At 64.4% G+C, this 12,548-nt stretch carries 13 protein-coding genes; 6 read left to right on the top strand and 7 right to left on the bottom strand.

What is annotated here, in order from left to right:
• The first annotated feature begins 80 nt into the window (after positions 1–80).
• Positions 81–1,196, top strand: coding sequence for a ferritin-like domain-containing protein (locus QGV54_RS11035; RefSeq protein ID WP_281016773.1), 1,116 nt, complete (start codon positions 81–83; stop codon positions 1,194–1,196).
• 56 nt (positions 1,197–1,252) lie between these two features.
• Here the strand turns inward: QGV54_RS11035 and QGV54_RS11030 are convergent, their stop codons facing one another.
• Both QGV54_RS11030 and QGV54_RS11025 read right to left on the bottom strand, forming a co-directional pair.
• Positions 1,253–2,698 (bottom strand): sigma-54 dependent transcriptional regulator, encoded by a 1,446-nt coding sequence (locus tag QGV54_RS11030; RefSeq protein ID WP_281016774.1) that lies wholly within the window; start codon positions 2,696–2,698, stop codon positions 1,253–1,255.
• A 36-nt stretch (positions 2,699–2,734) separates the two neighbouring features.
• Positions 2,735–3,691 carry an acetyl-CoA carboxylase carboxyltransferase subunit alpha gene (locus QGV54_RS11025; RefSeq protein WP_281016775.1) on the bottom strand — a complete coding sequence of 319 codons (957 nt, stop codon included), beginning with the start codon at positions 3,689–3,691 and terminating at the stop codon, positions 2,735–2,737.
• Between the two features lie 152 nt (positions 3,692–3,843).
• Between QGV54_RS11025 and QGV54_RS11020 the strand changes: the two genes are divergently transcribed.
• Entirely contained in the window at positions 3,844–6,321 is a 2,478-nt protein-coding gene (locus QGV54_RS11020; protein ID WP_281016777.1) for a cation:proton antiporter, read from the top strand.
• A 27-nt stretch (positions 6,322–6,348) separates the two neighbouring features.
• Here QGV54_RS11020 and QGV54_RS11015 read toward each other — a convergent pair whose 3' ends face one another.
• On the bottom strand, positions 6,349–7,251 hold the full coding sequence (locus tag QGV54_RS11015; RefSeq protein ID WP_281016778.1) for a CorA family divalent cation transporter: 903 nt from the start codon (positions 7,249–7,251) through the stop codon (positions 6,349–6,351).
• A gap of 101 nt (positions 7,252–7,352) precedes the next feature.
• On the opposite strand from QGV54_RS11015, the gene QGV54_RS11010 reads away from it, so the two are divergent.
• Genes QGV54_RS11010 through QGV54_RS10995 form a run of 4 tightly spaced genes read left to right on the top strand, consistent with a single transcriptional unit; the run spans position 7,353 to position 9,853 of the window.
• Positions 7,353–7,652, top strand: a complete 300-nt coding sequence (locus tag QGV54_RS11010; RefSeq protein ID WP_281016779.1) for a hypothetical protein — start codon at positions 7,353–7,355, stop codon at positions 7,650–7,652.
• 3 nt (positions 7,653–7,655) lie between these two features.
• A complete protein-coding gene (locus QGV54_RS11005; RefSeq protein ID WP_281016780.1) occupies positions 7,656–8,057 on the top strand; it encodes a hypothetical protein in 402 nt (133 codons plus the stop codon).
• Positions 8,058–8,064: 7 nt separating this feature from the next.
• Positions 8,065–9,243 (top strand): M48 family metallopeptidase, encoded by a 1,179-nt coding sequence (locus QGV54_RS11000; RefSeq protein WP_281016781.1) that lies wholly within the window; start codon positions 8,065–8,067, stop codon positions 9,241–9,243.
• A 4-nt stretch (positions 9,244–9,247) separates the two neighbouring features.
• Positions 9,248–9,853 carry a hypothetical protein gene (locus QGV54_RS10995; protein ID WP_281016782.1) on the top strand — a complete coding sequence of 202 codons (606 nt, stop codon included), beginning with the start codon at positions 9,248–9,250 and terminating at the stop codon, positions 9,851–9,853.
• A gap of 10 nt (positions 9,854–9,863) precedes the next feature.
• Here the strand turns inward: QGV54_RS10995 and ruvX are convergent, their stop codons facing one another.
• From ruvX to QGV54_RS10975, 4 genes are all read right to left on the bottom strand, one after another.
• Positions 9,864–10,316, bottom strand: coding sequence for a Holliday junction resolvase RuvX (ruvX, locus tag QGV54_RS10990; protein ID WP_281016783.1), 453 nt, complete (start codon positions 10,314–10,316; stop codon positions 9,864–9,866).
• Positions 10,316–11,158: a phytanoyl-CoA dioxygenase family protein gene (locus QGV54_RS10985; protein WP_281016784.1), complete on the bottom strand. Its 843-nt coding sequence runs from the start codon at positions 11,156–11,158 to the stop codon at positions 10,316–10,318. The genes ruvX and QGV54_RS10985 overlap by 1 nt, the downstream gene beginning before the upstream one ends.
• 19 nt (positions 11,159–11,177) lie before the next feature.
• Positions 11,178–11,996 carry a phytanoyl-CoA dioxygenase family protein gene (locus tag QGV54_RS10980; protein WP_281016785.1) on the bottom strand — a complete coding sequence of 273 codons (819 nt, stop codon included), beginning with the start codon at positions 11,994–11,996 and terminating at the stop codon, positions 11,178–11,180.
• 73 nt (positions 11,997–12,069) lie between these two features.
• A complete protein-coding gene (locus tag QGV54_RS10975) occupies positions 12,070–12,510 on the bottom strand; it encodes a thioesterase family protein (RefSeq protein ID WP_281016786.1) in 441 nt (146 codons plus the stop codon).
• Between the last annotated feature and the right edge of the window lie 38 nt (positions 12,511–12,548).

The following is a 12,548-nucleotide window of genomic DNA, read 5'->3' as shown; positions in this document are numbered from 1 at the left end:
CAATTGACGTTAACGTAAACTGCAGAATATCCTTCCGCGGAAACGCCGGACAGGCACGAAACTGACGTCAGGGGAGAGACATGAACCAACACATCACGCGTGATTCCGTCTACGAGACCGTCGATCGGGACGCCTTTCCCGCGATGATGGAGGTTGATCGCTACAACCGTCGGACTGACGCGTTCGACGAGATCATTTCCGCCACGCATGACCATTTCTGGGACCCGCTGAACCCGGCCTACGTCGATCTGTCGAAGCCGTTCGATCTGGAGAACGAATATCTGATGCCGCCGGAGCAGGTACCGGAACTTTCCGGCGCCGTGCGTGACCGGCTGGACGAGGGGCAGCGCATCCGACTGGCCAACGAATCCACCCGCTGGGGCCTGTCCGGCATCCTGCATGGGGAGCAGGGGGCACTGAGCCTCTCTGCAAGCCTCTGCCACATCATGGTGGACGCGGGTGCGCAGGAGTATGCCGCCAATCAGGCGCGGGAGGAGGCCCGTCACGTTACCGGCTTCGCCCGCTACATCGGCAACCGCTGGGGCACGGCCTATCCGGTGGGTGACGAACTGGGACGGCTGATGAACGAACTGGTTGCCGCGCCGGAGGTCTACAAGAAGCTCGTCGGCATGCAGATGCTGGTGGAAGGGCTGGCGATGGGGGCCTTTGCCAGCCTGCATCGCTATACCAATGACCCGGTGCTGAAGCGTCTGGTGCAGCTGGTGATGACGGACGAGGCCTTCCATCACCGCTTTGGCAAGATCTGGGCGGACCGCACGATCCCGAAGCTGGACACGCGGGAGCATGAGATTGTCGAGGACTGGGCAGCACGCTGTTTCGAGACCCTGCTGTTCAACCTGACCAACATCCGCCAGAAGCGGGCGATCTACCCGCAGTTCGGTCTGGAATGGGAATGGGTCCGCGACTCGGTGCGTGAGGTCTATGCGGACCGCGATTCCAAGCGGCGCAACGATCTGAAGGACCCGACCAACATCATGCGTGTTCTGGTGAAGACCCTGCTCAACGCAGGCATCATCACCGACCGGACGCGTCAGCTCTATGCCAACTGGCTGGATATCGAAGAGCTGGAGCGTGAAGAGGGGCTTCACATCGGCGAAGCCATCGCGGCCGACGGTATCGAGTTCCTGAGGACCGTGAACCAGGGACGGAAGAAGATCGGTCAGAAGCCGATCTGATCGTTAGCCGATCTGATCGTTTCCGGCGCGCGACGACAGTGGGTGTCGGGTGACACTCACCCGTCGCGCGCGTCCCAGACCTGCTTCTTGCGATAGATGGTCGAGGGGCTGACGCCCAGGAAACCTGCGGCGCGCCCTATGTTGCCGCCGCAGATGCGGATTGCCGCCTCGATGGCCTCCCGCTCCACCTCGTCGAGGGGCAGGATGTCGTGTTCCCGCTGCCAGCTCGCGACGCCGGATGGCGCCACATCACCTGCCACGCTCTCGACGAGGTCGGGATGCACAATGGCCGGGGGAGCAGCACCAACGGCTGCGCCGCCCTGCGGTGTCACGAAGACCGGCGGCAGCATGTCAGGCGTCACCTCGGTGCCGTCGAACAGCACCGTGATCGACCGGACGATGTTCTGCAGTTCCCGGATATTGCCTGGCCAGCGATGGTTCAGCATTGCCTGTTCGGTCTCGGGTGCGAACCGCTTGAACTTCTTCCGTTCCTCGCGCGCGAAGTGCTTCAGGAAAGTCTCCGCGATCAGCAGGATGTCGTTCTCGCGCTCCCTCAGCGGCGGCAGCGTGATCGGGATGACGTGCAGACGGTAGAACAGGTCTTCCCTGAACCGGCCGGCCTGAACCGCCTCCATCGGGTCCTGGTTGGTGGCGCAGACGAAGCGCACATCCACATGTCGGGTCCGACCGTCGCCGACCCTTTCAAAGCTGCCGGTCTGGACAAACCGCAGCAGCTTGCTCTGCAGGTCCAGGTCCATCTCGCAGATCTCGTCCAGGAACAGGGTGCCGCCGTGGGCGCGGGCGGCTGCGCCCTCGCGATCCTGCACCGCGCCGGTGAAGGCACCGCGCACATGGCCGAAGATCTCGCTTTCGATCAGCCCCTTCGGGATGGCCGCGCAGTTTATGGCGACAAAGGCCCCGTTCGATCGCGGACTCAGGCTGTGCACCGCGTTGGCGGCAAGCTCCTTGCCGGTGCCCGACTCGCCGACAACGAAGACGGTTGCCTTGCTGGGTGCGGCCATGCGCAGCGTCTTGTAGACGGCACGCATCTTGGGCGATGAGCCGATGAAGTCCGCAAAGCCGTTGTTGTCCGGCGCATCATCGTCCGGCTCGGCGCTGGCCGCGAGCAGCGCCCGCTCCGTCGCGTTCCTGACCGTGAAGGTCAGTCGTTCTGCGGAGAAGGGCTTCACCAGGAAATCGAATGCACCCAGCCGCATGGCCTCGACCGCGATGTTGATCGACCCGTGGGCGGTGATGACGATGACGGGGGGTGGTGTCTCGCGCGTGTTCAGCCGTTCAAGGATCTCCATGCCGTCCATGTCCGGCAACCGCAGGTCCAGCAGCACCACATCGAACGGGCGATCCAGTTCGTTCATGGCCTCGCCGCCGGTTTCCACGGCAACGATCTCGAACGGCTCGTCGCGCAGGTACTGTTCATAGGTACGCGCGAGGGAGCGGCTGTCCTCCACAAGCAGCAGTCTGTGGCGCCCTTGCTCAGCCATTCAGGTGGCTCAGGTCGGCCAGGGCGGCGGTACGCATCAAACCGGCATCCTGCCGATCGTCAGGAACTTGTCGCGACGCCGTTCCAGCAACTGGTCATCAGCCATGTCCCTGAACATCGACAGCGCGTCGGCAATGGCATCACCAACCCGCATCATGGTTGCCGCGGCGTCGCGATGGGCGCCGCCGACGGGCTCCGGAATGACCTGGTCGGCCACCCGCAGACGCTTCAGGTCCTGGGCAGTCAGCTTCAGTGCTTCCGCCGCATCGATCGCCCTGTCGGACGTCTTGAACAGGATCGAGGAGCAGGCCTCCGGCGAGATCACCGAATAGATGGAATGTTCCAGCATCATCACCCGGTCACCCACGGCCAGTGCCACCGCACCGCCGGAGCCGCCTTCGCCGATGATGACCGCGATGATCGGAACCTTGACGTTCAGGCAGACCTCCACGGAGCGGGCAATCGCCTCTGCCTGACCGCGTTCCTCGGCGCCGACACCGGGGTAGGCGCCCGCCGTGTCGACAAAGGTGAGGATGGGCATCCCGAACCGCTCCGCCATCCGCATCAGGCGCTGGGCCTTGCGATAGCCTTCGGGGCGGGCCATGCCGAAATTATGCTTCACGCGGCCTTCGGTCGAATGTCCCTTCTCTGTGCCGAGAATCATGACACTCCGTCCGCGGAACCGGCCCATGCCGCCGATCAGGGCCTTGTCATCGCCATAGGAACGGTCGCCGGCAAGTGGGGTGAAGTCGGTTATCAGGGCGTCGATGTAGTGCGACGTGTGCGGCCGTTCCGGGTGCCGGGCGACCTGCGTCTTCTGCCAGGGAGTCAGGGTCTTGTAGGTGTCTGCCAGCAGTTTCGACGCCTTGCCGCGCAGCGTATCGACCTCCGCATCAATGTCGGTAGCCTCGTTGGTCTGGGCCAGATGCTGCAGTTCCCTGACCTTGCCCTCCAGCTCGGCCAGCGGTTTCTCGAAGTCCAGATATGTCTGCATGAAGTCCTCGCGCCCTGGGGGTCGATCGAACGAGAAGCTGCATTCTGCACCATCCCCTGTCAATTGCGACGGCGAACATTCCGATCATGCGCCGCAAATGGTGATATAGTGGCAAAAAAGACGGGGTTGCATCGTCACGGGGGGAAAGCACGATGCATGAGGGAATCTGGACAACTGTACTTGGCCTGTTCGGCCTGATGACGATTGCGGTGCTGATGCTGCCGCTGGCGAAGCGCATCCGGTTTCCATACACGGTCCTGCTGGCCGCTGTCGGGATCGGGCTGGGCCTGATCAGTGAACTGACGCATGCCATGCATCTGGGTGTGATCAGCGACCTGTTCCACAGTTTCGAATCGCTGGAGATCACGTCGGAGATCATCATCTTCATCTTCCTGCCGGCGCTGGTCTTCGAAAGCAGCCTTGCCATCGATGTCCGGAAGCTGCTGGCGGACATTCGCCCGATCATGTTTCTGGCCGTGGTCGGCCTGCTGATTTCCGCCTTCATGGTCGGCGGCGCGGTCTGGGCCGTGTCGGGCATGAGCTTCCTGGTGTGCCTGCTGCTCGGGGCGATCCTGTCGGCCACGGACCCGGTGGCGGTTGTCGCGATCTTCAAGGATCTCGGCGCGCCGAAGCGCCTGGCGGTGCTGGTGGAGGGCGAGAGCCTGTTCAATGACGCCACCGCCATCGTGCTGTTCAACATCCTGGCCGCCATGATCATCGGCAATGTGGAGGCGGACCTGATCGGCGGCGGTCTGGGCTTCATGAAGGTGTTCTTCGGCGGCATCATCGTCGGTTTCATCATGGCCCGCGGGTTCGTCTGGCTGATCGGGCGCATGGGGGGCGTGGCCCTGGTCGAGGTGACGCTGACGGTCTCGCTGGCCTATCTCTCGTTTCTGGTGGCGGAGCATTACCTGCACGTTTCCGGCGTCATGGCGGTGGTCACTGCGGCACTGGTCATGGGCTCCATGGGGCGGACAGGAATGTCGGCCAATGGCTGGCACCTGCTGCAGGAAACCTGGGAGAACCTCGGCTTCTGGGCCAATTCCCTGATCTTCGTGCTGGTCGGACTTGCGGTGCCGTCGATCCTGTCCGTCTTCAACGGCGGCATGTGGCTGACTCTCGCCGTCCTGCTGGCCTCGGCCTTCATCGCGCGTGGACTTCTGACCCATGGCCTGCTGCCGATCCTGAGCAGTGTCGGCGTTGCGGCCAATGTCAGTCTCGGGTTCAGGACGGTGATGTGGTGGGGTGGCCTGCGCGGCGCGGTCTCGCTGGCCCTGGCCCTGGCGATCTGGGAGAACGAGTCCATCCCGCAGGACATCCGCGAATTCGTCGTGGCGCTGGTCTGCGCGTTCGTCCTGTTCACCCTGTTCGTCAATGCCACGACCGTTGGTGCGGTCATGAAGGCATTCGGCCTCGACAAGCTCTCGCCCGCGGATGTCACCATTCGCAACCGCGCGATCGCGACAGCCCTCGACGGTATTCAGGGCAGGATCGGGCAGGTCGCGGAGAACCAGAAGATCCCCGGCGAAGTGGCGGAAGAGGTATCGGCGATCTATGCGAAGCGCGTCGCCGAGGCGCGGGCGGATGCGGCCAACGAGGGCGTGCTGACGCCGGACGACTGGATGAAGGTCGCGCTGATGGCAACACTCGGTCAGGAACGGCGGGGTTTCCTGCGCCATTATGCACAGGGCTACCTGTCGTCCGCCATTGCGCGATCCCTGCTGGCAATGAATGACGAGATGCTGGATGCGACCAAGCATGGCGGGCTCGAAGGCTATGCCCGCGCCTGTGACAGGGTGCTCGGGTTCAACAGGTCCTTCCTGCTGGCACTGAGGTTACAGCGCCGGTTCGGGTTCGCCGAGCCACTTGCGCGACGCTTCGCCGACAGGATGGAACGGCTGCGGACCATGCGGGCCGTGCTGGCCGAGGTTCGCACGGATGGTATCGGGGACATCGAGGCGCTGGTGGGGGCTGATGTTTCGGCCCGCCTCTGCGAGATGCTGGACGCGCGGCTGGAGAAGACCATGGCAGCCCTGACGGCGGTCCGGCTGCAGTATCCTGATTATGCCCGGCAGTTGCAGCGCCGCTATCTGGAGCGTGTCGCGCTGCGTCAGGAACGCCAGGATTACGACCGCCTGCATGAGGAAGCGGTCATCGGCGCGGAGATCCATGCCAGTCTGCAGGGCGATCTGGAAGAACGCTACGCCATGCTGGGCGAGCGCCCGCCCCTCGACCTCGGGCTCGATCCGGCGGAACTGGTCGCCAGTGTGCCGCTGTTCGAAAGCCTGTCGCAGGAGCGTATCCAGACGATCACTGCCCTGCTGAAGCCCCAGCTTGTCCTGCCGGGCGAAGCCGTTGTCCGCAAGGGCGATGCCGGGACGGCGATGTTCTTCGTGTCCTCGGGGGCCATCCGGGTGGACATTGCGCCGGAGCCTGTGATCCTCGGTTCCGGGCAGTTCTTCGGCGAGCTGGCGCTGCTGAAGGATGCGCCCCGCAACGCGGATGTCTTCGCGGAGGGCTTCTGTGACCTGCTGGTGCTGGAGCGTGCGGCATTCCAGAAGCTGCTCGCGGACAATCCGGACCTGAAGGCCACGATCGAGAAGGTGGCTGCGGAACGTACGGCGACGTAAGCCCTCAGGGTCACGGCGCCGCGCAGATCAGATCCATTTCAGGCGGCGCAGGATCAGCAGCTGCACGACGGTCAGCACGGCTGACCCGGCGAGCAGGTAGGTGAAGCCGTTGCCATCCCCCGACCAGGGAACCCCGCCGACGTTGGCACCCAGCAGCGCGGCCACCAGGTTCAGCGGCAGGAAGATGCCCGCGATAATGGTCAGGATATAGGTCGCGCGCTGGCTCGCCTCTGCCGTGGCCTGGTCGATCCGGTCCTGGATCAGGCGGCTGTGGTCCCGAATGGCCTCCAGTGCCGCCACGTTGCGCCGGGTCGCGTGCCAGTGTTCCCGCAGGTCGATCAGGTCCGATGCCTTGAGCCACGCCGGTTCCGCGGCCAGAACAGCCTCCAGCGCGTCAGCCTGTGGCACGGAGAACCGGTGCAGCCAGATCGCCTGCCGGCGCAGTTGGGACAGTTCCTGCGCGGAGGGATTTGGTCCCGGCGCCTCCAGAATGTCCTCAAGGTCCGCAAGCTGGTGGTTGAGGTGCACCAGCGAGTCCTTGACCCGGCTGGTCAGATTGGCGACCAGATGGGTGACGATCATGCCCGGCCGTGCGGCGGCGCCCGCCGCCCGGGCCAGTTCCGCCGTGTCCTCGACCGCCCGGACGCGCTGCAGCGCCACGGACTCGATCCGGTCCTCCGTCACCGCGACCCGCAACGAGACCATGTCCTCGGGACGGCGGTTCTCGTTCAGGTTCACGCCGCGCAGGATCAGGACGTCAGCACCGTCAAATCGGGTGAAACGCGGCTCCGTCTCATCGGCATTGATGGCAGCAACCGCCGCTGGCGGCAGGTCATCCCGTTCGGAATGCGGGGCCCCCGTCGCGCGCTGGGGATGATGCAGCCAGAGCGGCGTTTCGGACGATCCTGCGAGTACCGTTGCTGAGTTCATTTCCGGAAGGGTCCTGACGTCTTATTCGGGATCAAGTTCCGTATTGCCTACGAATACGTGCATTGCTATCCAACACCGTAGGGTCGTGTGAGGGGATTAGCATGAAAATGATCAGATTCGCGCTCGTGTCGTGTTTGGCGCTGGCACTTGCCGCATGCCAGACGACGAGCCAGGTCGCACAGGTGCGCCCCGATCTGCGGCCTGGCGATACCCGCATTGCCCTGATGCCGCTTGAGCTGCAGCTCTACCAGCTCACCGCCGGTGGTGTCAGGGAGCCGAAGGCCGAATGGACGAAGGACGCGGAACTGCATGTGCGTCGCGCCATCAACCTGATCCAGTCGGAGAAGCAGCTTCAACTCGTCGAGTTCGATGCGAGCACCTTGCCGCTGGACCAGCAGTAGCTGGTGAACCAGCTTGTGAAGCTGCACAGCGTGGTCGGAGGCGAGGTCTTCTATCAGGCCCGTATCCCGCAGCGGCGGCCGCCGACCAAGCAGGGCCGGTTCGACTGGTCCATCGGCAAGGATGTGCGCACGGTTGCGGACGCCACGGGGGCCCGCTACGGCCTGTTCATCTTTATGGAGGACAGCTACTCGTCCGGGGGGCGTGTTGCGCTGGGCATCGCGCTGGCACTGCTCGGGGTCGGCATCCAGGGTGGAACCCAGATCGGCTATGCCTCGCTTGTGGACCTGAATACCGGGCAGATCGCCTGGTTCGGAACGATCGCCAGGGGTTCAGGTGATCTCCGCACAGAGCAGGCTGCCGAGGAATCGGTGCGCAGCCTGTTCAGCACCCTTCCGAACGGCTGATCCTGCCATGGACTTCACGCGCAGGCACCTGTTGTGCGGATGTGCCGCCACGGCACTGACCGGATGCGTCAGCCAGGGCGGCGGATCCCGGATCCAGGCGGGCCATGCGCCGACGCTGGACAGCGTCGAGGGGGGACTCTGGGACATCTTCAACAGGGCAGAGGCCGACCTGAAATTCTCGCCCCTGCGCATGACGGATGAGGAACTGAACCGCTACGTCAGCGACATTGCCTGCCGTCTGGCGGGCAGGCATTGCGCCGACATGCGCGTCTATCTGGTGCGCACACCCTTCTTCAACGCCAACATGGCGCCGAATGGCATGATGCAGGTCTGGTCAGGGCTGATGCTGCGCTGTCAGAACGAGGCGCAGCTTGCGGCCGTCATCGGGCACGAGATCGGCCACTATCTGAAGCGCCATTCGCTGCAGCGTTTCGAACAGATCCGGGACAGTTCCACGGTGGCTGCCTTTCTGGGCATCGCCATTGCCGCGGCGGGCGGCGGTGCGCTCGCCAACCTGCCGGGTCTGGTGGCACTGGCCAACATCTTTGCCTTCTCGCGAGAGCAGGAGCGGGAGGCGGACGGTATCGGTCTGGAGCTGATGGTGAATGCGGGCTACGACCCGGTCCAGGCATCGGAAATCTGGCGTGGCCTGATCGAGGAACGCGACGCCGGACTTACGGCGGAGGAAAAGCGGGACCAGGAGCGGCAGAGGGACGTGTTCTTCGCCAGCCATCCGGCTCCGGCCGACCGTGCCCAGGCGCTGGCGCTGCAGGCGGCGGCCTTTCCTGGCGGAAAGCGCATTGTCGGGGAAGACCGCTATCTGGCCCAGGCCCGGGCCTTCCGGGACATGATGATGCAGGACGAGCTGCGGCTGCAGCAGTACAGCCGCACCCTGGTCATCATCGAGCGGATGAAGGTGGCCAATCCGGGCGATGCCGATCCCTTCTACTACGAGGGCGAGGTCTACCGCTCCCGCAATGACGGCATCGATTCCGGTCGGGCGATGAATGCCTATGGCCGGGCGCTGGAACTCGACGAACTGCACGGTCCCGCCTGGCGCGGCATCGGCATCCTGCACCGCCGTGCCGGCAGGCAGGACAAGGCCGCCGAAGCGTTCCGGCGCTATCTTGAACTGGTCCCGGGTGCCGAGGACCGATTGATGATCCAATCCTACGTGGGAGCCTGAGACCATGAGAGTGCGCAACCTGCTGGCTTCGGTGCTGCTGCTGCTCAGCCTTGCCGCCTGCGAGACCTACACGGCCGTCAGTGCCGGGCAGTCAGTACCGGTGGGAGAAGGCGTCACCGTGACCGCTGTCGGCGACTGGGCCGCAGTCTCGAAGCAGTTCGTCGGCAACGAGGGTATCGATGCCATGTGGACCGTCGATGGTCCCAGCATCAATCAGTTGCTCTTCTTCTCCAGGGTGGAGAACGGCGAGCCGTTCATGAAGTCGCTGAACAAGAAGGTGAACGAGGATCTGCCCACCTGGCGTGTCGGCATGACCGAACCGGATGTCATGGAACTGGTGGAGACCACCCTGGCGAAGGTCTACGAGGCCCCCATCGTGACAGCAACGAACCTGCGTCCGCAGGTGTTTCTCAGCAGTCCCGGTTTTGCCTTCGAGTTCGACATGGTGACCAAGACCCAGCTGGAGACCAAGGGACTCGTTATCGGCACCCAGCAGAATGGCCTGCTGCGCATGATGATCTATCTCGCGCCGAAGATGCACTATTTCGCCCTGCATGAAGACACCGTCAGGGCAATCGCCGCCTCGGCACGGGCTGGCGGCAGCAGCTGATCCGCTGGCGTCAGACCCGCAGGTCCAGCGCGCCCTGCAGGATATAGGCAGCGGCATGGGCGTCGATGACTTCGGCGCGGCGGCGGCGGGAAACGTCCTGGCTGATCAGGCTGCGCTCGACGGCACTTGTGGACAGCCGTTCGTCGATGAAGGCCATGGGCAGGTCGAACGCGCGCTCCAGACTGCGCTGGAAGGCGCGGACCGACTGCGCCCTGGGACCGGATGTGCCATCCATGTTCAGGGGCATGCCGACCACGATTCCGCCCGCTCCCGTCTCGTCGATGATCTTCTCGATGGCTGCGAAATCCGCTGCCTGCTTGCCGCGCCGGATCACCTGCAGTGGCGTCGCCACCATGTGGGCGGAATCGCAGATCGCCACGCCGATCGTCTTGGTTCCCGGATCCAGGCCGATCAGGCGTTTGCCGGTGGCACGCTGGCGCAGTTCGACCGGTTTCAGCAGCACTATTGCTTGCCCACCGAGAAGTCGTTCCGGCCGCTGATGTCCTGCCCGCGCATCAGGTAGAGGGGGCGGGTGACGAAATCGACCTGACCGCCTGTCAGCTTCACGATCTCGGCCCCGATCTGCCGGTCGAAGACGGAACTGGTGGGCATGAAGCGCAGCACATAGCCCGCCCGGCGATGCGGGGACCGGTTGGGGCGGGAGCCATGCACCATGTAGACGTCGTGCAGCGAGATCTGCCCCGGCTCCAGTTCGATCTCGACCGCCTCCGCCTCGTCGAACTCTTCCGGTTTCAGTTGCTGGTTCAGGGTCAGGCCATCGCTGTCGTTGCGGTCATGACCACGCAAGCGCTGGTCCCGGTGGGAGCCGGGGATCACCCGCAGGCACCCGTTCTCCGACGTGGCCGGATCAATCGCGATCCAGACGGAGCAGGTGGCGAGGGGACGGATGGGCCAGTACTGCCCGTCCTGGTGCCAGGGCGTTTCCTTGCCGGAGTGCGCCGGTTTGCCAAAGACCGTGGTGCCCCACAGCAGGATGTCGGGGCCGATCAGTTGCGCCACGGCATCCAGCACTTCGGGGATGGCGGCATGGTCCATCCATGTGTCGGCCCCCTTCAGGGCCTGTGGTCCGTGCGAAGGGATGTGCGGGCAGAACATGGCATCCGGTGACAGGTGCGGATTGTCGGCGATCAACCGGTCGAGATCCGCGCGCATCCGCTCAAGCCGGTCAGGATCGATGCGGAATCCCTGGGGCACGACGTAGCCACGTTCCTGATAATGCCGCACCTCAGCCGCGCTCAGAGGGCCGGGCAGGGGTGTTTCTGTCTGAAGGTCGGTCATCGCCATGGTCAGCTCCCTGAAGTCTTCATGCGGCGCGCGGCCAGACGCGCGGAAACAGGTCACACTCCAGCGGCGCGCCGGAGGGGATGCCCGGATCGCGGATCAGGGGCTGGAAACTGCCCTCCGGCCGGTAGGTGCAATCGTCGCCACAGAACCGCGCCGCCAGCGCCCGCCGCCGCCGGTCGACCCGGCTGTTGCCCGGTGCCGAATGCAGGATCAGGCCGTGATGCACCAGACAGTCACCCGGCTCCGTCTCGAAACTGCGGAAGCTATGCTGATCCCGCTCCGCCTCGATGTCCGGCACAGGCTCCATGGTATCGCCATAGCGGCTGTCACCGGTGAAGCTCTTTGGCTGGAAACGCCGTCCCCAGCGGTGCGAACCGATGAGATATTCGACCGCCCCTGAATCGCGCGTCACGGGATCGAAGGGTGTCCAGACCGTGCAGACCTGTTCGCCGTCGATGGGCCAGTACGGCTGGTCATGGTGCCAGGGGGTGAGGGCCTGGGAACCCGGTTCCTTCACCAGCAGGGTGTCGAAGAACAGCGTCACGCGTTCCCGCGCGCCCAGCACCTGCTGCGCGATCTCGGCGGCCGGACTGTCGAAGACGAAGGCCCGGAAATCGTCCTGCCAGGTCCAGACGAAGCTGTCGCCGTGGAAGCGTCCGTCCTTGCCCTGATCCAGGTTCAGCGCCATCGGGCCGGGGGTGGCAATGGCGGCATCGACCGCCTGACCCATGCGCGTGATCCAGTCGGGATCGAACATGCCGCGCAGGCAGATGACGCCTTCCGCCCAGAACGTTTCCTGTTCCTCTCGGGTGATCTCACGCACCGGATGCCGGTTCATGGCCGAAATCCTCCCCAACTGTTGCCGTGTCCCAGCGTACCACCGACTCCGGGTGAAGCCCATCGCCGGGTTGTCAGGCCGTCACGTCGATGCTGCCTTCCTGCTCCAGCATCGCACGCACATCGGCGGGAACCGGAATTGCCTTCATGCCGCGCGGGTCATCCGGGACATTCACGGCCCAGACGCGCACCTCATGTCCCTCCGCCAGCAGATCCCCGTCGCGGGTGAAGTGATGGCGGACCGTGAAGGACTTCGTGCCGAACCTCTCCACGAACGTGGTCAGCAGCAGCACATCGCTGTAGAAGGCGGGGCTGCGGAAATCCATGCCCGACGCGACCAGCGGACAGCCCCTGAAATCGGGTGTGGCTGTCAGTTTCGCGAAGGGGAAACCCGCCGCCTCCAGCAGGCCATGCGTGCCCTGATCCATCCAGATGTAGTAGTTCGGGTTGAAGATGATGCGAGCCGGATCGCAATGACCCCACTCGACCCGGATGCGTTGCGTCGCGTGCAGCATGGCACTCCCCCTGACAGACCGATGACTGCTGGATAGCA

The organism is Minwuia sp. IMCC3060, from assembly GCF_029909435.1.
GTDB lineage: Bacteria > Pseudomonadota > Alphaproteobacteria > Minwuiales > Minwuiaceae > Minwuia.
This window is presented reverse-complemented; position numbering and strand designations above follow the sequence as displayed.